At 39.1% G+C, this 25,595-nt stretch carries 21 protein-coding genes, 4 tRNA genes and 4 rRNA genes; 18 read left to right on the forward strand and 11 right to left on the reverse strand.

The genetic code is table 11. The features are described 5' to 3' along the window. Window positions 1-11: 11 nt before the first annotated feature. The 4 genes from DQN49_RS02035 to DQN49_RS02055 all read left to right on the forward strand — a co-directional run bounded on the left by DQN49_RS02035 (window position 12) and on the right by DQN49_RS02055 (window position 2,252). The gene (locus DQN49_RS02035) at window positions 12-203 is read left to right on the forward strand and encodes a hypothetical protein (protein WP_005668397.1); all 192 of its coding nucleotides are present in this window, start codon (window positions 12-14) and stop codon (window positions 201-203) included. Between the two features lie 10 nt (window positions 204-213). After that, window positions 214-423: a hypothetical protein gene (locus DQN49_RS02040; RefSeq protein WP_005668395.1), complete on the forward strand. Its 210-nt coding sequence runs from the start codon at window positions 214-216 to the stop codon at window positions 421-423. Window positions 424-436: 13 nt separating this feature from the next. After that, a complete protein-coding gene (locus tag DQN49_RS02045; protein WP_005668393.1) occupies window positions 437-958 on the forward strand; it encodes a MazG-like family protein in 522 nt (173 codons plus the stop codon). 238 nt (window positions 959-1,196) lie between these two features. Then, window positions 1,197-2,252 (forward strand): tyrosine-type recombinase/integrase, encoded by a 1,056-nt coding sequence (locus tag DQN49_RS02055; protein WP_032826250.1) that lies wholly within the window; start codon window positions 1,197-1,199, stop codon window positions 2,250-2,252. Window positions 2,253-2,269: 17 nt separating this feature from the next. Here DQN49_RS02055 and DQN49_RS02060 read toward each other — a convergent pair. The 9 genes from DQN49_RS02060 to tfoX all read right to left on the reverse strand — a co-directional run bounded on the left by DQN49_RS02060 (window position 2,270) and on the right by tfoX (window position 9,205). Continuing rightward, window positions 2,270-2,345: transfer RNA gene (locus DQN49_RS02060), tRNA-Trp, on the reverse strand. A gap of 28 nt (window positions 2,346-2,373) precedes the next feature. Beyond that, window positions 2,374-2,450, reverse strand: a tRNA-Asp gene (locus DQN49_RS02065). 12 nt (window positions 2,451-2,462) lie between these two features. After that, a 5S ribosomal RNA gene (rrf, locus tag DQN49_RS02070) occupies window positions 2,463-2,578 on the reverse strand. Window positions 2,579-2,626: 48 nt separating this feature from the next. After that, window positions 2,627-2,742, reverse strand: a 5S ribosomal RNA gene (gene rrf / locus DQN49_RS02075). 242 nt (window positions 2,743-2,984) lie between these two features. Next, window positions 2,985-5,994, reverse strand: a 23S ribosomal RNA gene (locus DQN49_RS02080). 405 nt (window positions 5,995-6,399) lie between these two features. Continuing rightward, a tRNA-Ala gene (locus DQN49_RS02085) sits at window positions 6,400-6,475 on the reverse strand. A gap of 85 nt (window positions 6,476-6,560) precedes the next feature. Further along, window positions 6,561-6,637: transfer RNA gene (locus tag DQN49_RS02090), tRNA-Ile, on the reverse strand. Between the two features lie 79 nt (window positions 6,638-6,716). Further along, window positions 6,717-8,256: ribosomal RNA gene (locus DQN49_RS02095) — 16S ribosomal RNA — on the reverse strand. The 16S, 23S and 5S rRNA genes sit together here with 4 tRNA genes alongside, the layout of an rRNA operon. Window positions 8,257-8,551: 295 nt before the next feature. Continuing rightward, window positions 8,552-9,205, reverse strand: a complete 654-nt coding sequence (tfoX, locus tag DQN49_RS02100; RefSeq protein ID WP_006995324.1) for a DNA transformation protein TfoX — start codon at window positions 9,203-9,205, stop codon at window positions 8,552-8,554. 372 nt (window positions 9,206-9,577) lie between these two features. On the opposite strand from tfoX, the gene recA reads away from it, so the two are divergent. Both recA and recX read left to right on the forward strand, forming a co-directional pair. Continuing rightward, complete coding sequence (gene recA, locus DQN49_RS02105) at window positions 9,578-10,642, forward strand: recombinase RecA (RefSeq protein ID WP_005654959.1); 1,065 nt, start codon at window positions 9,578-9,580, stop codon at window positions 10,640-10,642. Between the two features lie 79 nt (window positions 10,643-10,721). Continuing rightward, the gene (gene recX / locus DQN49_RS02110; protein WP_006995323.1) at window positions 10,722-11,180 is read left to right on the forward strand and encodes a recombination regulator RecX; all 459 of its coding nucleotides are present in this window, start codon (window positions 10,722-10,724) and stop codon (window positions 11,178-11,180) included. On the opposite strand, the gene crcB is transcribed toward recX, so the two are convergent. Both crcB and DQN49_RS02120 read right to left on the reverse strand, forming a co-directional pair. Continuing rightward, entirely contained in the window at window positions 11,177-11,563 is a 387-nt protein-coding gene (gene crcB / locus DQN49_RS02115) for a fluoride efflux transporter CrcB (RefSeq protein ID WP_005692779.1), read from the reverse strand. The two genes, recX and crcB, sit on opposite strands and share 4 nt — an antisense overlap. Continuing rightward, window positions 11,563-12,381: a Cof-type HAD-IIB family hydrolase gene (locus DQN49_RS02120; RefSeq protein ID WP_006995322.1), complete on the reverse strand. Its 819-nt coding sequence runs from the start codon at window positions 12,379-12,381 to the stop codon at window positions 11,563-11,565. The genes crcB and DQN49_RS02120 overlap by 1 nt, the downstream gene beginning before the upstream one ends. 402 nt (window positions 12,382-12,783) lie before the next feature. On the opposite strand from DQN49_RS02120, the gene DQN49_RS02125 reads away from it, so the two are divergent. The 12 genes from DQN49_RS02125 to DQN49_RS02180 all read left to right on the forward strand — a co-directional run bounded on the left by DQN49_RS02125 (window position 12,784) and on the right by DQN49_RS02180 (window position 25,536). Further along, complete coding sequence (locus DQN49_RS02125) at window positions 12,784-13,788, forward strand: ornithine carbamoyltransferase (RefSeq protein WP_006995321.1); 1,005 nt, start codon at window positions 12,784-12,786, stop codon at window positions 13,786-13,788. 9 nt (window positions 13,789-13,797) lie between these two features. After that, window positions 13,798-14,730 (forward strand): carbamate kinase, encoded by a 933-nt coding sequence (arcC, locus tag DQN49_RS02130; protein ID WP_006995320.1) that lies wholly within the window; start codon window positions 13,798-13,800, stop codon window positions 14,728-14,730. 104 nt (window positions 14,731-14,834) lie between these two features. Beyond that, entirely contained in the window at window positions 14,835-16,364 is a 1,530-nt protein-coding gene (locus DQN49_RS02135; protein ID WP_013527361.1) for a YfcC family protein, read from the forward strand. Window positions 16,365-16,774: 410 nt separating this feature from the next. Next, a complete protein-coding gene (locus DQN49_RS10630; RefSeq protein WP_192876922.1) occupies window positions 16,775-17,002 on the forward strand; it encodes a PT domain-containing protein in 228 nt (75 codons plus the stop codon). A gap of 119 nt (window positions 17,003-17,121) precedes the next feature. Next, the gene (locus tag DQN49_RS02145) at window positions 17,122-19,863 is read left to right on the forward strand and encodes a TonB-dependent hemoglobin/transferrin/lactoferrin family receptor (protein WP_408609792.1); all 2,742 of its coding nucleotides are present in this window, start codon (window positions 17,122-17,124) and stop codon (window positions 19,861-19,863) included. A 260-nt stretch (window positions 19,864-20,123) separates the two neighbouring features. Then, a complete protein-coding gene (locus DQN49_RS02150) occupies window positions 20,124-20,483 on the forward strand; it encodes a type II toxin-antitoxin system RelE/ParE family toxin (protein WP_005694481.1) in 360 nt (119 codons plus the stop codon). Next, window positions 20,476-20,772 carry a helix-turn-helix domain-containing protein gene (locus tag DQN49_RS02155; protein ID WP_005650837.1) on the forward strand — a complete coding sequence of 99 codons (297 nt, stop codon included), beginning with the start codon at window positions 20,476-20,478 and terminating at the stop codon, window positions 20,770-20,772. Before DQN49_RS02150 ends, DQN49_RS02155 begins: the two co-directional genes overlap by 8 nt. Window positions 20,773-20,932: 160 nt before the next feature. After that, complete coding sequence (locus tag DQN49_RS02160; protein WP_006995317.1) at window positions 20,933-22,849, forward strand: ABC transporter ATP-binding protein; 1,917 nt, start codon at window positions 20,933-20,935, stop codon at window positions 22,847-22,849. A 9-nt stretch (window positions 22,850-22,858) separates the two neighbouring features. Further along, window positions 22,859-23,395, forward strand: coding sequence for a DNA topoisomerase family protein (locus tag DQN49_RS02165; RefSeq protein WP_006995316.1), 537 nt, complete (start codon window positions 22,859-22,861; stop codon window positions 23,393-23,395). Between the two features lie 15 nt (window positions 23,396-23,410). After that, the gene (locus DQN49_RS02170) at window positions 23,411-23,962 is read left to right on the forward strand and encodes a Sua5/YciO/YrdC/YwlC family protein (protein WP_006995315.1); all 552 of its coding nucleotides are present in this window, start codon (window positions 23,411-23,413) and stop codon (window positions 23,960-23,962) included. A gap of 3 nt (window positions 23,963-23,965) precedes the next feature. After that, window positions 23,966-24,772 carry a shikimate dehydrogenase gene (gene aroE, locus DQN49_RS02175; protein ID WP_006995314.1) on the forward strand — a complete coding sequence of 269 codons (807 nt, stop codon included), beginning with the start codon at window positions 23,966-23,968 and terminating at the stop codon, window positions 24,770-24,772. An 11-nt stretch (window positions 24,773-24,783) separates the two neighbouring features. Beyond that, window positions 24,784-25,536, forward strand: coding sequence for a DUF3800 domain-containing protein (locus DQN49_RS02180; protein WP_006995313.1), 753 nt, complete (start codon window positions 24,784-24,786; stop codon window positions 25,534-25,536). Window positions 25,537-25,595 lie beyond the last annotated feature (59 nt).

The raw sequence follows: 25,595 nt of genomic DNA on the forward strand, positions 1-25,595 counted from the left end.
AGAGGTTAAAAATGAGAAAAATTATTCAAATTGCTGTGTCTGAATCTATGGCTTATGACAAAGACTGCGATGATTTACAACTATCAGAAACAATTTTTTCGCTGTGCAATGACGGGACATTATGGCGTAGATGGTTAAACACTGTTGGTACTAATAGAAATGAACCTAAATGGCTAAAGATTGAAAATGTTCCGCAGGATTAAGGAGAATACCATGACCAATATTCAGTTAATTGATGGTAAGCGATATGTGGTACTGGAGTGTGAATTTGCTAGAGAATGGCTAGTTGGGAGGGAAAGCCGAAAAACCGTGACTTATAGTGAAGCAGAAGAAATCGCAGACCATTACAGAAAATATTTAAAAATCCCACCGGATCGAATCCTAATTGTGGAAGTACCTAATGTGATTAAAGGTAGAGATTGAAAAGGAAAGAAAAATGGCAAAGTTACAACATCTTATAAAAAACATTGAACAATGGGCAGAAGATCGCAATTTGATTGAGGGTTCTACCCCACAAAAACAATTCATTAAATTAATGGAAGAATTTGGTGAGCTATGCAGTGGCATAGCAAAAAATAAACCTGATGTAATTAAGGATAGCATTGGGGATTGTTTTGTGGTGATGGTGATTTTGGCTAAGCAAAATCATATTGATAGCGTCTTAGAAACAATTAGTAATCTAGATTCATTTCAACCTGTTTTTAAATTAGACGTTGAAGAAATTATCGCAGAAACAGTCGTTAGCCTTGGTATGCTCGCAAGTGAATTAATGGGGCAAAACCTAGAAATGCCGACAAAAGTTGATGCTATATTCGGGTGTCCTTGCTTATCACTTAAATTAATTAGCAGAAAATATAATTTAATGCTAACAGATTGTGTGCAAGCCGCTTGGGATGAAATCAAAGACCGCAAAGGACGTATGATTGATGGTGTGTTTGTGAAAGAGGGGGATTTGTGATTACGGAGGAAAACACAACAAAATCCGAGCGCACGTTAACGATAAAGGAGGTAGCAGACCTCCTTAATTTAAGTTACAGCACTGTTTTCGCTCACCGTTTTAAATGGGGCTTTTTTCAAATGGAAGGTTCGAAAGCGTGGCGAGTTTTTAGGGAAGATCTTGACCGTTGTAGAAAAAGAAAAAATAATGTCATCCGATTGGTTGGATTGACTGATATAAAAAATGGAGGAAAGAATAAATGTCAATCTACAAGAGAGGAAGTACATATTGGCTCGATATTACAACACCGAGTGGCGAACGAATTAGACGAAGCACTGGGACTGAAGTAAAGAAAAAGGCACAAGAATTACACGATAAGATCAAGGCAGAATTATGGGATATGGCGCACCTTAATAAGAAACCGCCTAAACTGTTTGAAGAAGCCTTGTTGTTATTTGTGGAAGATGCCAAGTTGAAAAAAGATTTTGATACTAACCGCAGACACGCCATTTATTGGCGTTCTGTTTTTGGCGGTTGGAAATTGAGTGATATTACAGGCGAAGATATTATGACTAATTTGCCGACATACTCAACCACTCATAAAAAACCATTGTCGCGTTCGACAAAAAACCGCTATCGCACGTCCATTTTGCGGGTGCTTTCACTGGCTTATAAAAATGGTTGGATTGATAGAATCCCTTATGTGAAAAAATTCGTTGAGCCAAAAGTCCGCGTGCGTTGGATTACAAAAGAGCAAGCCACAACACTGATTTCAAATTTGAATTTAGCGTGGATGAAAAATGTTTGTTCTTTTGCTTTATTCACTGGAGCACGTATGACAGAGATTTTATCAATGACATGGGATAAAGTAGATTTTGAACGTAGTATCGCAATTGTTTCAAATGATGTAGCAAAATCAGGTAAAGCAAGAGCATTACCGTTGAATAACACTGCTTTGGATTTATTGCAAAAATTATACCAAACTCGCCGCAGTGAATTTGTTTTTCATCGTGGTACTGATAAACAAATTGGGCGTATTGATTGGCATGATTTCCATCAAGCATTAGAAAAAAGCAATATTCATAACTTCCGCTTTCATGATTTACGCCATACTTGGGCAAGTTGGCATGTTCAAGCAGGTACACCGCTTTATACGTTAAAAGAAATGGGCGGTTGGGAAACATTAGAAATGGTAAAGAAATATGCACATTTAAATGCAGATCACATGATAGAGTTTGCGAATAATGTCACATTTACGCCACACGAAGACGATGATTTCTCACAAGAAAATTTTTACAATGTAGTAAATTATTGAAAATGAAAGGTTTTTTATGGCAGGGGCGGAGAGGCTCGAACTCCCAACACCCGGTTTTGGAGACCGGTGCTCTACCAATTGAACTACGCCCCTATTGGTATCAATAAACTATGATATGAATTGGCGGAATGGACGGGACTCGAACCCGCGACCCCCTGCGTGACAGGCAGGTATTCTAACCAGCTGAACTACCACTCCGCTAAAAACGACGATTGGCAGTGCCTTACTCTCACATGGGGAAACCCCACACTACCATCAGCGTTACAACATTTCACTTCTGAGTTCGGTATGGTATCAGGTGGATCTATTGCACTATCTCTGCCAAAAATTTTTTATTTTTTTAATTTACTCAATGAATAAACTAAAAAAATAAAACCTGGCGGTGCCCTACTCTCACATGGGGAAACCCCACACTACCATCGGCATTACAGCGTTTCACTTCTGAGTTCGGTATGGTCTCAGGTGGGTCCACCGCACTATCGCCGCCAGGATAATTCTTTGATAACTCGTCTTCTCTTTTATCTCTCGTCTCTTTTATCTCTCGTTACTCAGTCTTTACTCTACCTTTCACTCGTTCTTATTGGTCACAAGCTGAACTCAATTTCCTTTCTATTAAGTCTTCTATATTTACTTTTCTTTGTTTAGTCTTTTACTTCGGTTTCCGCTCTACTTTTATTTGCTTCGCTTTTCATCTCTTACTTCACTTAGCTCCCAAAAACACTTGAGCGTTGTATAGTTAAGCCTCTCGGGCAATTAGTATCTGTTAGCTCAATGTATCACTACACTTACACACCTGACCTATCTACGTCGTAGTCTACAACAACCCTTACTATCTCTTAGATTGGGAGAACTCATCTCTTGGCAAGTTTCGTGCTTAGATGCTTTCAGCACTTATCTCTTCCGCACTTAGCTACCCGGCAATGCGTCTGGCGACACAACCGGAACACCAGTGGTGCGTCCACTCCGGTCCTCTCGTACTAGGAGCAGCCCCAACCAATTCTCCTACGCCCACGGCAGATAGGGACCGAACTGTCTCACGACGTTCTAAACCCAGCTCGCGTACCACTTTAAATGGCGAACAGCCATACCCTTGGGACCTACTTCAGCCCCAGGATGTGATGAGCCGACATCGAGGTGCCAAACACCGCCGTCGATATGAACTCTTGGGCGGTATCAGCCTGTTATCCCCGGAGTACCTTTTATCCGTTGAGCGATGGCCCTTCCATTCAGAACCACCGGATCACTATGACCTACTTTCGTACCTGCTCGACTTGTCTGTCTCGCAGTTAAGCTTGCTTATACCATTGCACTAACCTCACGATGTCCGACCGTGATTAGCAAACCTTCGTGCTCCTCCGTTACGCTTTGGGAGGAGACCGCCCCAGTCAAACTACCCACCAGACACTGTCCGAGACCACGTTCCGCAATCTTCGTTAGAACATCAAACGTTAAAGGGTGGTATTTCAAGGTCGACTCCAACAATACTGGCGTATCATCTTCTTAGTCTCCCACCTATCCTACACATCAAAATTCAATGTTCAGTGTCAAGCTATAGTAAAGGTTCACGGGGTCTTTCCGTCTAGCCGCGGGTACACCGCATCTTCACGGCGATTTCAATTTCACTGAGTCTCGGGTGGAGACAGCCTGGCCATCATTATGCCATTCGTGCAGGTCGGAACTTACCCGACAAGGAATTTCGCTACCTTAGGACCGTTATAGTTACGGCCGCCGTTTACTGGGGCTTCGATCAGGTGCTTCTCTTGCGATGACACCATCAATTAACCTTCCAGCACCGGGCAGGCATCACACCCTATACCTCCACTTTCGTGTTTGCAGAGTGCTGTGTTTTTAATAAACAGTTGCAGCCAGCTGGTCACTTCGACCGGTTCAACCTTCAGGGGCTAGCCCTTACAATCTACGCCGGCGCACCTTCTCCCGAAGTTACGGTGCTATTTTGCCTAGTTCCTTCACCCGAGTTCTCTCAAGCGCCTGAGTATTCTCTACCTGACCACCTGTGTCGGTTTTCAGTACGGTTTAGTAAAGCCTTTCGCTTAGTGGCTTTTCCTGGAAGTGTGGTATCAGTTACTTCAGCTCCGTAGAGCCTCGTCATCATCTCTCTGTGTTAAGGAAGTCCGGATTTGCCTAAACTTCCCACCTACCAACTTAAACGCACATATCCAACAGTGCGATAACCTAACCTACTCCGTCCCCACATCGCAGCTTTACCAAGTACAGGAATATTAACCTGTTTCCCATCGACTACGCTTTTCAGCCTCGCCTTAGGAGCCGACTTACCCTGCCCCGATTAACGTTGGACAGGAACCCTTGGTCTTCCGGCGAACGGGTTTTTCACCCGTTTTATCGTTACTTATGTCAGCATTCGCACTTGTGATACGTCCAGCCCACCTCTCGATGAACCTTCATCCGCTTACACAACGCTCCCCTACCCAACAGGCGTATTAGTGATACGCCTGATGCCGCAGCTTCGGTGCTATATTTCAGCCCCGTTACATCTTCCGCGCAGACCGACTCGACTAGTGAGCTATTACGCTTTCTTTAAATGATGGCTGCTTCTAAGCCAACATCCTAGCTGTCTAAGCCTTCCCACTTCGTTTCCCACTTAATATAGACTTGGGGACCTTAGCTGGCGGTCTGGGTTGTTTCCCTCTCCACGACGGACGTTAGCACCCGCCGTGTGTCTCCTGAGTATCACTCTTTGGTATTCGTAGTTTGCATCGGGTTGGTAATCCGGGATGGACCCCTAGCCGAAACAGTGCTCTACCCCCAAAGGTGTCACCTCAAGGCTCTACCTAAATAGATTTCGGGGAGAACCAGCTATCTCCCGGTTTGATTGGCCTTTCACCCCCAGCCACAAGTCATCCGCTAATTTTTCAACATTAGTCGGTTCGGTCCTCCAGTTAGTGTTACCCAACCTTCAACCTGCCCATGGCTAGATCACCGGGTTTCGGGTCTATACCCTGCAACTCAACGCCCAGTTAAGACTCGGTTTCCCTTCGGCTCCCCTATTCGGTTAACCTCGCTACAAAATATAAGTCGCTGACCCATTATACAAAAGGTACGCAGTCACCCCATCACTTAATCCCACTGCTTCTTTTGGGTGGTTTGACTCGCTTCGCTCCTCTTACCATTGTTTAAGTGCGGTTGCTTTTCATCACCTTCCAATCGGATTAAGTGATGGGGCTCCCACTGCTTGTACGTACAAGGTTTCAGGTTCTATTTCACTCCCCTCACCGGGGTTCTTTTCGCCTTTCCTTCACAGTACTGGTTCACTATCGGTCAATCAGGAGTATTTAGCCTTGGAGGATGGTCCCCCCTTCTTCAAACAGGATATCACGTGTCCCGCCCTACTTCTCGTTAGCTTAGTACCACAATATGGTTTTTAGATACGGGATTATCACCCTCTTTGATTGTGCTTCCCAACACATTCTCCTAACTATATTGCTATCACTTACTGGCTCTTTCGCTTTCGCTCGCCGCTACTGACGAAATCTCGGTTGATTTCTTTTCCTCGGGGTACTTAGATGTTTCAGTTCTCCCGGTTTGCCTCAACAAGCTATGAATTCACTTGTTGATAGTAGATTCTTCATCTACTGGGTTTCCCCATTCGGATATCTTGGATTAAACGCCTCTTATCGACTCATCCAAGCTTTTCGCAGATTAGCACGTCCTTCTTCGCCTCTGATTGCCAAGGCATCCACCTTGTACGCTTAGTCACTTAACTATACAACCTCAAATGTTTTCAACCACTTTACGTTTTCACTTCAAAGTGAGGTCAATTTGATGCGTATTTTCATTTAACTAAACACTTGATTGCTTTTGTTCAATCAAGATTTTATGCAAAACAGGGTTTGTTTTTAGAGTTTCCTTCTCAGTTCCCTCTTTTCACTTTCCTGTCTTGCCTACTCAGACTTTCTCTCGAAAATCTCTTGTTTTCAGCTTGTTTCCAATTTTTTAAAGAACAGTTGATAAAACTTTTCAGTTATCATCGTTAAATAAACTAAAACAAAATTAAATTTAAAATTAAACTTAAAACTAAGAATAAAATAACCTAATATTTAAAATAGCTTAATCACTACCTTAATACTTTATTAATTTGTCCTTTTCTAATTTACTTAACGATGATAAGTGGTGGAGATAAGCGGGATCGAACCGCTGACCTCCTGCGTGCAAGGCAGGCGCTCTCCCAGCTGAGCTATATCCCCATTTATCATTCATCATTTATTATATTAATTACTTAATATTTTTATAATAAATGATTGACCATTACGCCCTTATCCACTCTCAGAGTGGTGGGTCTGAGTGGACTTGAACCACCGACCTCACCCTTATCAGGGGTGCGCTCTAACCACCTGAGCTACAGACCCAAGGGTAATGTTTTCTTCTGCTCATTTGTCTACAACTATCAGCCAATCTGTGTGAGCACTCGCTGTCTCTCGTCTTGGGTAAGGAGGTGATCCAACCGCAGGTTCCCCTACGGTTACCTTGTTACGACTTCACCCCAGTCATGAATCATACCGTGGTAAACGCCCTCCAAAAGGTTAAGCTATCTACTTCTGGTACAACCCACTCCCATGGTGTGACGGGCGGTGTGTACAAGGCCCGGGAACGTATTCACCGCGACATTCTGATTCGCGATTACTAGCGATTCCGACTTCATGGAGTCGAGTTGCAGACTCCAATCCGGACTTAGACGTACTTTATGAGATTCGCTCCACCTCGCAGCTTCGCTTCCCTCTGTATACGCCATTGTAGCACGTGTGTAGCCCTACTCGTAAGGGCCATGATGACTTGACGTCATCCCCACCTTCCTCCAGTTTATCACTGGCAGTCTCCTTTGAGTTCCCGACCAAGTCGCTGGCAACAAAGGATAAGGGTTGCGCTCGTTGCGGGACTTAACCCAACATTTCACAACACGAGCTGACGACAGCCATGCAGCACCTGTCTCTAAGTTCCCGAAGGCACAAGCTCATCTCTGAGCTCTTCTTAGGATGTCAAGAGTAGGTAAGGTTCTTCGCGTTGCATCGAATTAAACCACATGCTCCACCGCTTGTGCGGGCCCCCGTCAATTCATTTGAGTTTTAACCTTGCGGCCGTACTCCCCAGGCGGTCGATTTATCACGTTAGCTACGGGCGCCAGAGTTAAACCCCAACCCCCAAATCGACAGCGTTTACAGCGTGGACTACCAGGGTATCTAATCCTGTTTGCTCCCCACGCTTTCGCACATGAGCGTCAGTACATTCCCAAGGGGCTGCCTTCGCCTTCGGTATTCCTCCACATCTCTACGCATTTCACCGCTACACGTGGAATTCTACCCCTCCCTAAAGTACTCTAGTTACCCAGTCTGAAATGCAATTCCTAGGTTAAGCCCAGGGCTTTCACACCTCACTTAAATAACCGCCTGCGTGCCCTTTACGCCCAGTTATTCCGATTAACGCTCGCACCCTCCGTATTACCGCGGCTGCTGGCACGGAGTTAGCCGGTGCTTCTTCTGTATTTAACGTCAATTTGATGTGCTATTAACACATCAACCTTCCTCAATACCGAAAGAACTTTACAACCCGAAGGCCTTCTTCATTCACGCGGCATGGCTGCGTCAGGGTTCCCCCCATTGCGCAATATTCCCCACTGCTGCCTCCCGTAGGAGTCTGGACCGTGTCTCAGTTCCAGTGTGGCTGGTCATCCTCTCAGACCAGCTAGAGATCGCAGGCTTGGTAGACCTTTACCCCACCAACTACCTAATCCCACTTGGGCTCATCCTATGGCATGCGGCCTCTCAGTCCCGCACTTTCGTCTCTCGACACTACGCGGTATTAGCGACAGTTTCCCGTCGTTATCCCCCTCCATAAGCCAGATTCCCAAGCATTACTCACCCGTCCGCCACTCGTCAGCAAGAAAGCAAGCTTTCTCCTGCTACCGTTCGACTTGCATGTGTTAAGCCTGCCGCCAGCGTTTAATCTGAGCCATGATCAAACTCTTCAATTCAAGTTCAATCGCTCAATAAACTGCTTAGCTATAAATAAAACACTACTTAAAAAAGTAATGATGAATTTTCAGTTAAGCACCTATTAAGACTTCAAAATTAAAAATAGTTTTAAAACAAGTCAATCAACAAGTGCCCACACAGATTGTCTGATATATTGTTAAAGAGCAAAAAATAACGACGCACTTGGAAACTTAAAAAACTTCACAACAGTGCGTCGTTGTGTGCGGTGCATTATAGGGATTTTCAAATCCCTTGCAAGCACTTTTTGCAAAAAATTATTTGAATGAACGAATTTTATTCATCATCTAATTTTCTATAGCCTTTTAAGCCATTTTTTCTCAAAACTTCGTTTAATTTCTTCAATAAACGCTCTTTTTCAGCTTGACTTAACATCTGACTATTTTTATTTTGCAAAGCACATACTAATTTCCAATAAAAATCAAGCGTAGCACCACTGCCACTTTTCTTTAATTCCACCAATGCATTTTCTGCGCCAATCTCTCTTAGCATCGCAACATTTGTAATACCAACTTTTATTAAAGCTCTTTCATGTTTAATCGTTAAATTGGGTAAATCCTTTAATCGATTCAATTTTCTTAACGTACATTCTAGCTTCTGCTCAAGAATCTGCTTAATAGAAAGAATAATCAATTTTCTACACAATCTATTACTACGTAAAACCTGATCAGAAAGTGCATAATATTGTGAAAGCACAAACCGCTTATTCAATTCATTCGTTGTAAAAGGTTCACAACCTAATTTAGTTAATTGAATTGCGAGAACACCCTCACCGCGTAAATAAAGTTTTTTATTTTGCCAAATGGCAAACATTGTCTCTTCCTTGTGAAACAAACCGTAACCAGTAAAAAGATTTTTAAAGGAAACATTTCCTACTAACTGATCTAACAAGGAGCAAACGCTATCTATATGCTCATCCTTTATATTCATATTAAACCTCCAATGAATAATTATTTTAAAAGAGTCAGTAGAAGTACTTCTGATTTCATTTATATCATGAAATTTTTACTACACCTAAATATAAATGTCAGATTTGTGAGCCAGATCGTAAATTTAAAATTTATTTTTATCTAAACGATTGGTTTATATATAAATATACTATATTTAAAACTTTTTCTGAGATTATTATTGTATATAATTTAATCTAATTCTTCTGTTAAAAACTTTTATTTTAAGCCTTCCCCATCCTCTTTACTGAAATGTGTATCTCATATTTTTTTATTAATATAAACATTTTTCTTGACCTGTACATCAATACAGATATAATCATAAAAAATTGAACATTCAAACAGGATTTTAATTATGGCAACTCAAGAAGAAAAACAAAAAGCCCTAGCGGCTGCACTAGGGCAAATCGAAAAACAATTTGGTAAAGGTTCAATTATGAAATTAGGCGATACCAAAACGTTGGATGTAGAGTCTATTTCTACTGGATCACTTGGGTTAGATGTTGCGCTAGGGATTGGTGGTTTGCCTATGGGTCGAATTGTAGAAATTTTCGGGCCTGAATCATCGGGTAAAACAACATTAACTCTTTCCGTCATTGCTCAAGCGCAAAAAGCAGGAAAAACCTGTGCATTTATTGATGCAGAACACGCACTTGATCCTATTTATGCAGCAAAACTTGGTGTAGATGTAAAAGAACTTTTTGTTTCTCAACCAGATAATGGGGAACAGGCACTTGAAATCTGTGATGCATTAGTTCGCTCAGGTGCAATTGATGTAATTATTGTGGACTCCGTTGCCGCACTGACACCAAAAGCTGAAATTGAAGGCGATATGGGCGATTCTCATATGGGTCTGCAAGCACGTTTAATGTCTCAAGCCTTGCGTAAACTCACAGGTCAAATTAAAAATGCAAACTGTCTAGTTGTGTTTATTAACCAAATCCGTATGAAAATAGGCGTGATGTTTGGTAATCCTGAAACTACTACGGGCGGTAATGCATTAAAATTCTATTCTTCTGTTCGCTTAGATATTCGCCGTACAGGTTCTGTAAAAGATGGCGAAAATATTATTGGAAATGAAACCCGCGTAAAAGTAGTGAAAAACAAATTAGCGGCACCATTCCGCCAAGTGGATTTCCAAATTCTCTATGGAGAAGGCATTTCAAAAGCAGGAGAATTATTAGAACTTGGTGTAAAACACAAACTTGTAGAAAAATCAGGCGCGTGGTATTCCTACAATGGTGAAAAAATTGGTCAAGGAAAGGCTAATTCAATGAAATGGCTTAACGAAAATATAGAGAAATCAGATGAATTAGAAGCTCGTTTACGCGCAGAATTAGTGGCTAATCCAGAACAAGCCTTAATGGCGGATATTGAACAATCTGAAAATAATACTGAATCAGAAAGTGATTTTGAATAAAGAAAATTACAAATGCCAAAAGTGCGGTTAAAAATGACCGCACTTTATATCAACTCAATAAAAATAAAGGAATCATTCCTTGTCATCTCTTGCTTTTAATTACATAGTTAATCTTCTTTCCCACAGAGAATATAGTGAATTCGAGCTCCGCAATAAAATGCAGGAAAAGAACTTTTCGGAAGAAGAAATTGATGAAGCTTTATCTCGATGCCAAGCAAAAAATTGGCAAAGTGATCGTCGTTTTTCAGAAAATTATCTAAATTCACGCGTGCAAAAAGGTTATGGTTTAGGAAGAATTCGACAAGAATTACGCCAATTAAAAGGTGTGTCTTCTGATATTATTGATGAAGTTTTAATGGAATCAGAAATTGATTGGTATGAAATGGCTGAGAACTTGTTACGTAAAAAATTCCCAAATTATAACGAACAGCAAACGCCTAAAATGAAACAAAAAATTTGGCAATATATGCTATCACACGGATTTCGTAGCGATGAATTTGCTGATTTAATTGGGCAAAACCAAAGTGAATGGGATTAAGATAAAAGTTGAGAACAAATTTTATATATCCAAATGCCTAACACAGTCATAGCTAAACATCCGAATAAATGCATCATCAATACACAAAATCCATTTAACCACTTGTCATTAAAAAATAATTCCACAACTTCGGAAGAAAAAGACGAAAATGTGGTTAGCGATCCTAAAAAACCCGTAATTAAAAATAACCGCCATTCAGAACTAATTTGTGGAAATTGCCAAAAAAGCCCAAGTAATACACCAATAATTAAACAACCAAGCAAATTAGCGATTAAAGTCCCAAAAGCAAATGAGGAAAATAAAGGATTAAATAACAATCCTATAGCCCAACGCAATGACGCGCCTAATATTGCACCACAACTTATGAATAATAATGCCTGCATTAATAATCTAATCCAAATTGGGTTCGCAAATAACGAGCGACTGATTCTTCTTTATTTGAGCCAATAACTTCTAACTCTGGACAAGCCATTTTTAAACGAATATCAGCATCTTTCATAATGCAACCTTTTCCAGCCCAAGAAAGCATTTCTACATCATTCATTCCATCACCAAAAGCAATACAGTCTTTTAACTCATACTCGCGTGATTCGAGTAAATGTTTTAATGCATCCGCTTTTGAAACATTCTTATTCATTACTTCCAAACAAGCTAATGCTGAATAAACAATTGTCGTTACGTCACCAAACTTATCTCGTAAATAAGTTTCTACTTCAACTAAATCCTCTGGAGTTTTACCAATAAAAAAGACTTTTTCTGTCCCACGTCCATGATGTTTAGAAAAATCGACAACGTTATAATCAAATCCAGATTCTTTATGGAACTGACGCATTGCAGGAATATCTTTATTAGTAAACCAACCTTCATCTTGATAGCTATTCATGCATACTTTGGAAGTATCAAATGGCGTTTTGTAAAGCTCAAAAACTAATTCTTCAGGCAAACTATTGCTATAAAGCAAATTACCCTGTAAATCCCGTACACGAGCACCGTTTGATGTAATCATAACCGCACGTTCCGCACCAATTTTTCCAAGAATGGATGACACATCGGTATGATTGCGTCCTGTTGCCAAAATAATATCTACGCCTTTTTGCTCTAATGCTCTCAGCGTATCAATGGTAAGATCACCGACTAAATGTTCAGGTGTTAAAAGTGTGCCATCCAAATCAGACACCATTGCTCGAAAAGGTAAATTCATAAAAACCTCAAAAAATAAACTATGTTTATCATATCACTAAATATACAAATGGTACTTGCTGAAGATCAATGTATTAAAAACTGCAATAAAAATAACCGCACTTTTATTAAGTATAGATAGACACATTCCTCTTCATAAAAAATAAACTAAAACATATTTTCATTTAAATTCATCTACTATTAGAAATCAAACAAATAACAATAAAGAGTTAGATTATTTTTATTAAATTCTAATAATACTAAAAATCTCGCAATAAAATTCTACATACTGGCATTACCAGTTGAAAAACGACAACAAATTTCATTTTACCTCTCTTATAATGCAACTGTTCGAACAACAAGCAGTATCTCGAATGATGTATGTTTATTCCCCAATGTATAGTCAAAACACAAGGAGATTATTATGGCTTTCAATATGAAAAATAGACATTTACTTAGTCTTGTTCATCACACAGAACGTGAAATTAAATATCTCTTAGATCTCTCCCGAGATTTGAAACGAGCCAAATATGCTGGCACAGAACAACAAAAATTAAAAGGCAAAAATATCGCGCTCATCTTTGAAAAAACCTCCACCCGCACACGCTGTGCATTTGAAGTCGCCGCTTATGATCAAGGCGCACAAGTCACCTACATCGACCCTAATTCCTCTCAAATTGGTCACAAAGAAAGTATGAAAGATACCGCTCGCGTATTAGGCAGAATGTATGATGGCATTGAATATCGTGGCTTTAAACAAAGTATCGTTCAAGAACTGGCTGATTATGCTGGAGTGCCAGTATTCAATGGTTTAACCGATGAATTCCACCCAACACAAATGCTTGCCGACGTACTTACCATGATTGAACATTGCGACAAACCATTAAGTGAAATTAGCTATGTATATATTGGGGATGCTCGCAATAACATGGGTAATTCACTTTTATTAATTGGTGCAAAATTAGGTATGGATGTTCGTATTTGTGGACCTAAAGCATTATTACCAGAAGCAAATCTTGTGGAAATGTGCGAAAAATTTGCGAAAGAAAGTGGAGCTCGTATTACTGTAACTGAAGATATCAACAAAGCGGTGAAAGGCGTAGATTTTATCCATACTGATGTGTGGGTTTCAATGGGTGAACCATTAGAAACTTGGGGCGAACGCATTAAATTATTACTTCCTTATCAAGTCACACCTGAATTAATGAAACGCACTGGTAATCCAAAAGTGAAATTTATGCACTGCTTGCCAGCCTTCCATAACAGCGAAACCAAAGTTGGTCGTCAAATTGCTGAAAAATATCCTGAATTAGCTAATGGTATTGAAGTAACTGAAGAGGTATTTGAATCGCCAATGAACATTGCATTTGAACAAGCAGAAAACCGTATGCACACAATTAAAGCGGTAATGGTAGCAAGTTTGGCTTAAGGAGAACGTATGAGAATAGTGATTGCATTAGGCGGTAATGCGTTATTACGACGCGGAGAACCAATGACAGCCGAAAATCAACGACAAAATGTTCGCATTGCTTGTGAGCAAATTGCTAAGATTTGGCCAAATAATGAATTAGTGATAGCACACGGTAATGGCCCACAAGTGGGTTTGCTCGCCTTACAAGGTGCTGCCTATACTGATGTGCCAACCTATCCTTTAGATGTATTGGGAGCAGAAACAGCTGGAATGATCGGCTATATAATTCAACAAGAACTCGGTAATTTAGTTCCATTTGAAGTGCCATTTGCAACGTTATTATCTCAAGTAGAAGTTGATATCAACGACCCAGCTTTCAAAAATCCAACTAAGCCAATAGGCCCTGTTTATACGAAAGAAGAAGCTGAACGTTTGGCAAAAGAAAAAAATTGGTCTATCGCACAAGATGGTGATAAATATCGTCGCGTTGTGCCAAGCCCATTACCAAAACGTATTTTTGAAATTCGTCCGGTCAAATGGTTGCTTGAAAAAGGCAGTATCGTAATTTGTGCGGGGGGCGGTGGCATTCCAACCTATTATGATGAACACCATAATTTACAAGGTGTTGAAGCCGTTATCGACAAAGATTTATGTTCAGCTTTACTTGCAGAAAATCTTGACGCTGATTTATTCATCATCGCAACTGATGTTTCCGCAACTTTCGTAGATTGGGGTAAACCTAATCAAAAAGCAATTTCAGTTGCCTCACCTGAAGCTATTTCAGAACTTGGTTTCGCTTCAGGTTCCATGGGGCCGAAAGTACAAGCCGCGATCAACTTTGCGAAACAAACAGGAAAAGATGCAGTAATAGGATCTTTATCTGATATTGTGGACATTGTGAAAGGCAAAGCTGGTACTCGTATTACGAAAAAAGCTGAAGGCATATCCTATTATGCTTAAATAATAAAGGAACTTTGGGAAGCCATTCTCAAGGTAAAAAGTGCGGTTGGTTTAACCAATGTTTTACCAACCGCACTTTAAACGTTAAACATAAGGAGCTCGCTATGGATGCGTCCAAAAAGAAGAAAACGCTTAATTTCCCATCAGCGTTTACCATTTTATTTGCAATATTAATTCTCGCTGTTGGATTGACCTGGGTTATTCCATCCGGTTCATATTCAAAATTAACATATAATTCCACTGATAATGTATTTGTTGTCAAAGCTTACGGCGTTGATGATAAAACTTATCCCGCCACAACAGACACTCTTGATAATCTCAATATCAAAATTAAACTCTCCAACTTCACCGAAGGCGTGATCAAAAAACCAATCGCTATTCCTGGCACCTATCAACGTGTAGAACAACACCACAAAGGCATTGAAGACATCACCAAAAGTATGGTGGAAGGAACTATCGAAGCCGTTGATGTTATGGTCTTTATCTTCGTATTGGGGGGTATGATTGGTGTCATTAACCGAACCGGTTCTTTTAATGCAGGTTTGATGGCTCTCGTGAAGAAAACCAAAGGCAATGAGTTTTTTATTGTATTCTGCGTATCCGTCTTAATGGTGTTAGGCGGCACAACCTGTGGTATCGAAGAAGAAGCAGTGGCATTCTACCCGATTCTGGTGCCAGTATTCTTGGCTCTGGGATATGATGCGATAGTCTGCGTAGGGGCTATATTCCTTGCTGCATCTATGGGATCTGCATTCTCTACAATTAACCCATTCTCCGTTGTTATCGCATCAAATGCGGCTGGTATTCAATTTACTGAAGGTATTGGTTTCCGTGCTCTAGGTTTAGTTTTAGGGGCAACTTGCGTAATCGCATATCTTTATTGGTACTGTAAAAAAATCAAAGCTGACCCAAGTTTTTCTTATACTTACGACGATCGCGAAGAATTCCGTCAACGTTATATGAAAAACTTTGATCCAAACACAACTATCCCATTCTCAGCTCGTCACAAATTAATCTTAACGCTTTTCTGTATTGCATTCCCTATTATGATTTGGGGTGTAATGGTTGGCGGATGGTGGTTCCCTCAAATGGCTGCATCTTTCCTTGCCATTACCATCATCATTATGTTTATTAGTGGCTTGTCTGAAAAAGATGTTGTGGAATCTTTCACTGAAGGTGCATCAGAATTAGTAGGCGTATCCTTAATCATCGGTCTCGCTCGTGGCGTGAACTTAGTGCTCGAACAAGGTATGATTTCTGACACTATCCTTGATTATATGTCTAATGTGGTTAGTGGTATGCCAGGTAGTGTATTCATCTTAGGCCAATTAGTCGTATTTATTTTCCTAGGTTTAATCGTACCATCTTCTTCTGGATTAGCTGTACTTTCAATGCCAATTATGGCACCACTTGCTGACTCAGTGGGTATTCCACGCGATATCGTGGTTTCCGCTTACAACTGGGGACAATATGCAATGCTATTCTTGGCACCGACAGGATTAGTGTTAGTGACACTCCAGATGTTGCATATTCCATTTGATAGATGGGTTAAATTCGTCATGCCAATGATTGGATGCTTATTGCTAATTGGTTCCATTTTATTAGTAGTACAAGTATCCTTATATAGCGTTTAATTAGTCAAAAATACCTATCTTAATTCTAGGCTTGGCATTAAAACCTTAAAATCAGAAGTTACTCTAAAAACGGTCAAATCAACAACTGAGTTGCCTTTATACAATCATCATAATGATTGCTCCTAAAATAAAAAGAAGTACGCATAGAATGATGCGTACTTAACGTAGGGTGGGCTTTAGCCCACCAAAATATCTCTCGATTGTTTGTTGGTGGGCTAAAGCCCACCCTACAACGACTAATATCAACAATCAATGGCTCGCATTATAGGAAACAAGCAGGTTTAAATACAGAAAATAATAAGAATAGTTTTTATTTCTTGATTTTTATCAAAAATCAATCTTTATTGTTGTGAGAAAATACTTTTTCCTATAATATATTTGAGAATTATTATTTTTTTATAGGATTAAATATGACCAATTTTAGATTAAACGTGCTTGCCTATTCCGTTATGCTTGGGCTAACGGCAAGTGTTGCTTATGCTGAACCAACCAACCAACCAACCAACCAACCAACCAACCAACCAACCAACCAACCAACCAACCAACCAACCAACCAACCAACCAACCAACCAACCAACCAACCAACCAACCAACCAACCAACCAACCAACCAAAATAGTAATGCTTCTGAACAACTAGAACAAATAAATGTATCTGGCTCTACCGAAAATACTGATACGAAAACTCCGCCTAAAATTGCCGAAACTGTAAAAACGGCTAAAACGCTAGAAAGAGAACAAGCAAACAACATTAAAGACATCGTTAAATACGAGACTGGCATTACTGTTGTTGAAGCTGGGCGTTTTGGTCAAAGCGGTTTTGCGATTAGAGGGGTTGATGAAAATCGAGTAGCGATTAATATTGATGGATTACGTCAAGCTGAAACCTTATCTCCTCAAGGCTTTAAAGAGCTTTTTAAAGGTTATGGTAACTTCAATAATACGCGTAATGGTGCAGAAATTGAAACCTTAAAAGAAGTAAATATCACAAAAGGGGCTGATTCTATTAAGAATGGTAGTGGTTCCTTAGGTGGTTCTGTAATTTATAAAACAAAAGATGCTCGAGATTATCTCATAAACAAGGATTACTATGTAAGTTACAAAAAGGGATACGCTACGGAAAATAATCAATCATTCGATACCCTTACTCTTGCGGGACGTTATAAAAAGTTCGATGTGCTAGTGGTTACAACAAGCAGAAATGGGCATGAACTTGAGAACTATGGTTATAAAAATTATAACGATAAAATTCAAGGTAAAAAAAGAGAAAAAGCAGATCCATATAAAATTGAACAAGATAGTACATTATTAAAATTATCTTTCAATCCTACAGAAAATCATCGTTTTACCTTTGCCGCTGATTTATATGAACATCGTTCTCGTGGGCAAGATTTATCCTATACACTAAAATATCAATATGATATTCGTGAACTCCCTGAAGTTGAATCTAGACATACAAATGATAAAACAAAGAGACGTAATATTTCATTTAGTTATGAAAATTTCTCTCAAACTCCATTTTGGGATACGCTAAAACTCACTTATTCTGATCAACGTATTAAAACTCGTGCACGCACAGATGAGTATTGTGATGCGGGTGTAAGACATTGTGCAGACATAGACAATCCTGCGGGACTAAAAGTAACAAATGGGAAAATAACACGTCGAGATGGAACAGAACTTGAATTTAAGAAAAAAGACGGTAGTAATGACACCTATGACTTCGGCAAATTTATTGATACTGATAATAAAGTAATAGATAGTGGAGGAGTCCTAAAGTTCCTCACTAACTCTGACACTTGGTACGATTGTTCAATATTTAATTGTGAAAAGGGTACAAAAATAAAAGTTGGTCAGAGTGATGGAGGTTATGGCTATGATGGAAAATGGAAAGAAGTTGAACTTGAAACAAAAACATTAAATGGCAAAAAATTCGCTAGAATAAATGATAGGAATAGCTATGCTAAGGATTATTATAATTATGATATTTTACCCTTTTCACCTGGTTATTTAGAACACCACTGGCAAGAGAAAGGTTTAGACACCAACACCCAACAATTAAATTTAGATTTAACCAAAGACTTCAAAACTTGGCATATTGAACATAATCTACAATATGGTGGATCATATAATACCGCGATGAAGCGCATGGTTGATCGTATTAGCGTCTATGCTTCAGATGTGCAATGGTGGGCACGACGTACTTTAGGCACTAAAAAAATATATCATCCAGAAGAAATGGAGGTACCTGCAACTTGTGGAGATGCTCATTTTCCGTTTATGACTAACCTTTGCCCTCATGTAGGGCCTAAACATTATGACTTATTACCCATTAAAACAACAGGAAAATCAGTCTATCTCTTTGATAATTTTGTTATAACTGATTATTTATCTTTTGATTTGGGTTATCGTTATGACAATATCCATTATCAACCAAAATATAAACACGGTATCACACCCGAATTATCCTATAACAATAGTATTGTGACAGGATTATTTATTCCATTGCCTAAATATCATCAATGTAGCATGTGTGTGGATGGATATTATTCGTATAATGACGATCAGGTAAAACAAAATGTTATAGATAACATAAATTATATTGTAAGCCAAAAGAAAAAATATAAAGCGCATTCTTATAGTTTTGTTTCAACGATTGATCCAACGAGTTTTCTTCGTTTACAACTAAAATATTCTAAAGGTTTTAGAACACCAACTTCAGATGAAATGTATTCCACCTTTAAACACCCTGATTTCACTATTTTGCCAAATACTGATCTAAAACCAGAAATAGCAAAAACCAAAGAAATTGCTTTCACATTACATAATGATGATTGGGGATTTATCTCGACAAGTCTGTTTAAAACTAACTATAAAAACTTTATTGACTTAGTATATAAAGGAGAAAAATTTCTTTCAATAGGGTCCGCATTACGTTATCGTCTTCATCAAAATATAAATAGAGATAATGCGTCTTTAAAAGGTATTGAAATTAATTCAAAAGTATTCCTTGGTAAAATGGCAAAATTTATGGATGGGTTTAACCTAAGCTATAAATATACCTATCAAAAAGGAAGAATGAATGGCAATATTCCTATGAATGCGATTCAGCCTAAAACGATGGTATATGGTTTAGGATATGATCATCCAAATCATAAATTTGGTTTCGATTTCTATACGACACATGTAGCAAGTAAAAATCCAGAAGATACCTATGATATTTATGCGAAAGATAAAAGACAAACCGACACTAGCATAAAATGGCGCAGTAAATCTTATACTATTCTAGATTTAATTGGATATGTGCAACCAATTAAAAATTTAACCATAAGAGCTGGTGTATATAATCTTACAAACCGTAAATACATTACTTGGGATTCTGCTCGTTCAATTCGTTCATTTGGTACAAGTAATGTTATAGATCAATCAACAGGATTAGGTATTAACCGCTTCTACGCACCAGGTAGAAATTATAAAATGTCAGTTCAGTTTGAGTTTTAAACCTATCTAAAATCAAAAGTGCGGTAAATTTTTACCGCACTTTTTCTTAAGAAAGGATCTATCTTTTACTCTCTCTTTCAAAGCCAATGTTCAAACATCGGCATTTGTGCAAAATCTCCTTGAAAATCAAGCTATTTTTGCGATCTAGATCGAAAGATTGAAATGACTATCTCGCCAAATTTTTAGTTTCTATTTATGATTACACATCAAAAATCAATAACTTATTAGTTATTGAAATAAGTAGATAAATAGGATAAATTATGTACGAGATTCTCTTTTACAGAGACCAAAATGACATTGAGCCAGTGAAAGAGTATCTGCTATCTCTGGCTCAAAATGAAAGCAAAGATAGTCGAATTAAACTGAATAAAATTCGAGATTATGTAAAGTTATTAAGCGAACTCGGGACGTCTGTTGGCAAACCCTATGTGAAACATTTAGACGGTGAAATTTGGGAACTTCGTCCAATTAGGGATCGCATCTTGTTTGCAAGATTAATGGATGGTCGCTTTGTCTTACTACATCAATTTATGAAGAAAACACAAAAAACGCCAAAACGAGAAATCCAAACAGCCCAACAACGCTTAAGTGAATTAAAAGAGAGATTGAAAAATGAATAAAATCAGCCCATTAGGTTCAAATTGGAATGAGTTTGAACAGCAAATTTTCAATGAAGAAGAAATCCGAGAAAGTAATTTGCGTGTAGCCTTAATTAAAGAATTGATTACTTCTCGCCAGCAACTTGGGATTTCCCAAAAACAACTTGAAACCTTAAGCGGTGTGAAGCAACCTATGATTGCTCGCATTGAAAAAGGACAAACGAATCCTCAGCTTGAAACGTTGTTAAAATTGCTCGCTCCTTTAGGGAAAACCCTGTCGATTGTTCCTCTAAGGGTAAAAAATGCCTAAGATATACCCGTTATATTGATTTGTTATATTATAAATAGTTTTTATTGCGTCTTATTATACGTGGCTTTTTTGACTAGAAAATCGATAAAATCGGAATAGACTGTTCCGAGAAAAGAAAAAATATTGCAAAATAGCCTCAAATTAAGACCTATGTAGAAAAATGATTATATTTAGTAACTTATCTTTAAAACGAGGGCAAACGGAACTTCTCGAAAATGCGTCTGCTACGATTAACCCCAAGCAAAAAGTCGGTTTGGTGGGGAAGAATGGTTGTGGAAAATCTTCGCTTTTTGCCTTATTAAAAAAAGAATTAATGCCAGAGGGCGGTGAGGTAAATTATCCAGCAAATTGGCGGGTGTCTTGGGTGAATCAAGAAACGCCTGCATTGGATATTTCTGCGATTGATTATGTGATTCAAGGGGATCGTGAATATTGCCGTTTGCAACAAGAGCTTGAACGTGCAAATGAACGCAATGACGGTAACGCTATTGCACGTATTCACGGGCAATTAGAAATGTTGGATGCGTGGACAATTCAATCTCGTGCCGCTTCTTTATTGCATGGTTTAGGATTTAGCCAAGAAGAAACAATACAGCCAGTGAAAACCTTTTCGGGCGGTTGGCGGATGCGTTTGAATTTGGCGCAAGCATTGCTTTGTCCATCGGATTTATTGTTACTGGATGAGCCGACCAACCATTTGGATTTGGATGCGGTTATTTGGTTAGAACGTTGGTTAGTGCAATATCAAGGTACTTTGGTATTAATTTCCCACGATCGTGATTTTCTCGATCCGATTGTGACGAAAATTCTCCATATCGAAAATCAGAAGCTCAACGAATACACGGGCGATTATTCTTCCTTTGAAGTGCAACGAGCCACTAAACTGGCACAACAAACGGCAATGTATCGTCAGCAACAACAAAAGATTTCCCATTTACAAAAATATATTGATCGCTTTAAAGCCAAAGCGACCAAAGCCAAACAGGCACAAAGCCGTATGAAAGCACTAGAAAGAATGGAGCTGATTGCACCAGCTTATGTGGATAATCCTTTTACTTTTGAATTCCGTCCGCCGCAATCCTTGCCAAATCCCTTAGTGATGATTGAGCAGGCGAGTGCGGGTTACGGCAGCGGAGAAAGTGCGGTAGAAATTTTAAGTAAAATTAAACTGAATTTAGTGCCAAGTTCGCGCATTGGTTTACTCGGTAAAAATGGTGCGGGAAAATCAACCTTGATTAAACTTTTAGCGGGAAAACTGACCGCACTTTTAGGCACGGTACAATTAGCTAAAGGTGTTCAACTTGGTTATTTTGCTCAGCATCAATTAGATACTTTACGCACAGACGAATCTGCTCTCTGGCATATGCAAAAACTCTCGCCTGAGCAAACGGAGCAACAGGTACGGGATTATTTAGGCAGTTTTGCGTTTCACGGCGATAAAGTAAATCAAGCAGTGAAATCTTTTTCTGGAGGAGAAAAAGCTCGTTTGGTACTTGCGCTAATTGTTTGGCAACGCCCGAATTTGTTACTACTTGATGAACCGACTAACCATTTGGATTTGGATATGCGTCAAGCATTAACGGAAGCATTGGTGGATTACGAAGGTTCTTTGGTGGTGGTGTCGCACGATCGTCATCTATTACGCAATACTGTGGAAGAATTTTATTTAGTTCACGATAAAAAAGTGGAAGAATTTAAAGGCGATTTAGAGGATTATCAAAAATGGCTGAATGAACAAAATAGCACATCTGAAAATAAAGTTTCGGAAAAAGTGGGCGATAATGAAAATTCGGTTCAAAATCGTAAGGAACAAAAACGCCGTGAAGCAGAGTTACGCCAACAAACTGCACCATTACGTAAAAAAATCACGCAATTAGAAGAAAAAATGAATAAATTTTCTTCTGAGCTTGCGAACATAGAAAATCAACTGGCTGATGCTGAATTATATAATGCGGAAAATAAAGAAAAATTGACCGCACTTTTGGCTCAACAAGTGGATGTGAAGAAAGCATTAGATGATGTCGAAACGGAATGGATGATCGCACAGGAAGAATTGGAAGAAATGCTTCAAGCGTAAGGATAGATTATGAATCAAAGCCTTTTTCATCATAGCAAACAACAGGAATATTGCCCTCAATGTGGTGCGCCTTTGCAAATTAAACAAGGCAAAAAAGGGCTGTTTTTAGGTTGCTCTGCCTATCCTGAATGTGATTATTTGCGACCTTTGCAGCGGGCGGAACATAAAGTGTTAAAAACACTTGATGAAATTTGCCCGAAGTGCGGTAATTTATTGCAGTTGAAACAAGGCAGTTTTGGGATGTTTATTGGTTGTAGCCATTATCCTGAATGCGATTTTGTGGTGCGGGAAGAATCTGAATCTGAGGAAAAAATTGCTTGTCCTGACTGTAAAACGGGGCATTTGATTTCTCGTCGAGGTCGCCAAGGAAAAATTTTTTACGGCTGTGATAATTTCCCTAAATGTAAATTTTCTTTGCCTGCCAAGCCTTATGCCGTGCCTTGCCCAACCTGCCATTTTCCACTTTCTTTGTTAAAAAGCGAAAATGGGGAAAAACAAATTTTCCAGTGTGCAAATAAAACTTGCCGTCATATTTTTGAGCAATAAAAGTAAAAGAGTGAAATGAATAGAGAACAAATCGCCGATGCCCTTCGACAAAATCAAATGGTTGCTTATCCCACTGAAGCTGTATTTGGCTTGGGCTGTAATCCGCAAAGTGAAAGTGCGGTAAAAAAATTACTCGATTTAAAGCAACGTCCAGTGGAAAAAGGGCTGATTTTAGTGGCACCTAGCTTGGATTTTTTCCGTCCTTTTGTCGATTTTGAGCAGATTAACGATGAACAGCTTTCTCGCCTGCAAGGTAAATATGAACGTCCAACGACTTGGATTGTGCCAGCTAAATCCACCACTCCGCATTTTCTCACAGGAAAATTTGATAGCATTGCAATACGTTTGTGCGATCACCCATCTGTGAAAGCCTTGTGTGAAATCACGGGTTTTGCATTAACTTCGACTAGCGCAAACCTAACAGGAGAGCCTCCTTGCCGTACCGCCGATGAAGTGCGGTTACAATTCGGTGCGGATTTTCCAGTATTGGATGAAATGGTAGGCAGGGCGCATAATCCATCGGAAATTCGAGACTTGCGCACCAATCAACTTTTTAGACAGGGATAATTTATGGATCTTTATGCTGTATGGGGCAATCCGATTGTGCAAAGTAAATCGCCGTTAATTCAAAATAAGTTAGCCGCACAAACCCATCAAACTATGGAATACATTGCAAAATTAGGCGATCTTGATGCTTTTGAACAACAGCTTTTGGCATTTTTTGAGGAGGGTGCGAAAGGTTGCAATATTACTTCGCCTTTTAAAGAACGAGCTTATCAGCTGGCAGACGAATATAGCCAACGAGCAAAACTGGCGGAAGCCTGCAATACGCTTAAAAAACTCGATGATGGAAAACTTTATGCGGATAACACTGATGGGATTGGCTTAGTGACGGATTTACAACGTTTGAATTGGCTTCATCCAAATCAACGCATATTAATTCTAGGAGCAGGCGGAGCAACAAAAGGCGTATTATTGCCACTTTTACAAGCTCAACAAAATATTGTGCTTGCTAACCGCACTTTTTCGAAAACCAAAGAATTAGCTGAAAGATTTAAGCCTTACGGCAATATTCAAGCTGTCTCTATGGATTCGATTCCGCTACAAACTTATGATTTGGTGATTAATGCGACTTCCGCTGGATTAAGTGGTGGAACGGCTTCAGTTGATGTTGAAATTTTAAAATTAGGCTCAGCTTTTTACGATATGCAATATGCGAAAGGCACAGACACGCCATTTATCGCATTATGCAAAAGGTTAGGTTTAACCAATGTTAGCGATGGCTTTGGAATGTTAGTCGCGCAAGCTGCACATTCTTTCCATTTATGGCGAGGCGTAATGCCAGATTTTGTCTCGGTTTATGAGCAATTAAAATAAGGTAATTGGCAATGGAAAATAAATACAGCGATTTTATGGTGTATGTCGATGAAAGTGGAGATCATAGTTTACAGTCAATTGATAAAAACTATCCTGTGTTTGTACTTGCATTCTGTATTTTTTATAAAGACCATTATCGAAATAATATTGTTCCACAGATACAGAAGCTAAAATTTGATTATTTTGGTCATGATATGGTGATATTGCATGAGCATGAAATCCGTAAAGAAAAAGGCGATTTTAATATTTTCACTTCTCGTGAACAGCGTGAAGGTTTTATGGAACGTATTTCATCTATTATTGAAAATACTAATTTTATTCTTGCTGCCTGTGTGATTGATAAGCGAAAAATGCCACAAAATGAAACAACACACCCTTATCATTTTTCACTCAAACATTGTTTAGAAACCCTATACGAATTTGTTTGTGAAAAGCATCAAGAAGATAAAATCACTTTTGTTGCCGTGGAAAGCCGTGGACGTAATGAGGATAGAGAGTTAGAGCTGGAATTTTTACGTATTTGTGATGGACAAAATAAATTTAAAAAGTCCTTGCCTTTTCAAGTAAAGATTGTGCCAAAACAAATTAATTCTGTGGGGTTGCAAGTTGCGGATTTAGTGGCAAGACCTATCGGGAGACATATTTTAGATAGTAATCAACCAAATCGAGCCTTTGAGATCCTTAAAAAGAAATTTTATTGTGAAGGTGGAAGAAAAATACAGGGGGAAAATTTTGATCAAAAAGGACTGAAACATTTCCCTTAGCCCTAAAAAGCGAAAAGCCTCAATGAAACTCACTGAAGCTATAACGCCGACCAAGCACC

Origin of the sequence: Haemophilus aegyptius, assembly GCF_900475885.1 — a bacterium.
GTDB classification, from domain to species: domain Bacteria; phylum Pseudomonadota; class Gammaproteobacteria; order Enterobacterales; family Pasteurellaceae; genus Haemophilus; species Haemophilus influenzae.

Coding starts and splice junctions, on each gene's coding strand:
- DQN49_RS02040 (WP_005668395.1), top strand. CDS start 214: ATGACCAATATTCAGTTAATTGATGGTAAGCGATATGTGGTACTGGAG.
- DQN49_RS02035 (WP_005668397.1), top strand. CDS start 12: ATGAGAAAAATTATTCAAATTGCTGTGTCTGAATCTATGGCTTATGAC.
- DQN49_RS02055 (WP_032826250.1), top strand. CDS start 1,197: ATGTCAATCTACAAGAGAGGAAGTACATATTGGCTCGATATTACAACA.
- DQN49_RS02150 (WP_005694481.1), top strand. CDS start 20,124: ATGTACGAGATTCTCTTTTACAGAGACCAAAATGACATTGAGCCAGTG.
- aroE (WP_006995314.1), top strand. CDS start 23,966: ATGGATCTTTATGCTGTATGGGGCAATCCGATTGTGCAAAGTAAATCG.
- recA (WP_005654959.1), top strand. CDS start 9,578: ATGGCAACTCAAGAAGAAAAACAAAAAGCCCTAGCGGCTGCACTAGGG.
- DQN49_RS02165 (WP_006995316.1), top strand. CDS start 22,859: ATGAATCAAAGCCTTTTTCATCATAGCAAACAACAGGAATATTGCCCT.
- crcB (WP_005692779.1), bottom strand. CDS start 11,563: ATGCAGGCATTATTATTCATAAGTTGTGGTGCAATATTAGGCGCGTCA.
- arcC (WP_006995320.1), top strand. CDS start 13,798: ATGAGAATAGTGATTGCATTAGGCGGTAATGCGTTATTACGACGCGGA.
- DQN49_RS02180 (WP_006995313.1), top strand. CDS start 24,784: ATGGAAAATAAATACAGCGATTTTATGGTGTATGTCGATGAAAGTGGA.
- DQN49_RS02160 (WP_006995317.1), top strand. CDS start 20,933: ATGATTATATTTAGTAACTTATCTTTAAAACGAGGGCAAACGGAACTT.
- DQN49_RS10630 (WP_192876922.1), top strand. CDS start 16,775: ATGACCAATTTTAGATTAAACGTGCTTGCCTATTCCGTTATGCTTGGG.
- tfoX (WP_006995324.1), bottom strand. CDS start 9,205: ATGAATATAAAGGATGAGCATATAGATAGCGTTTGCTCCTTGTTAGAT.
- DQN49_RS02125 (WP_006995321.1), top strand. CDS start 12,784: ATGGCTTTCAATATGAAAAATAGACATTTACTTAGTCTTGTTCATCAC.
- DQN49_RS02170 (WP_006995315.1), top strand. CDS start 23,411: ATGAATAGAGAACAAATCGCCGATGCCCTTCGACAAAATCAAATGGTT.
- DQN49_RS02155 (WP_005650837.1), top strand. CDS start 20,476: ATGAATAAAATCAGCCCATTAGGTTCAAATTGGAATGAGTTTGAACAG.
- DQN49_RS02135 (WP_013527361.1), top strand. CDS start 14,835: ATGGATGCGTCCAAAAAGAAGAAAACGCTTAATTTCCCATCAGCGTTT.
- DQN49_RS02120 (WP_006995322.1), bottom strand. CDS start 12,381: ATGAATTTACCTTTTCGAGCAATGGTGTCTGATTTGGATGGCACACTT.
- DQN49_RS02045 (WP_005668393.1), top strand. CDS start 437: ATGGCAAAGTTACAACATCTTATAAAAAACATTGAACAATGGGCAGAA.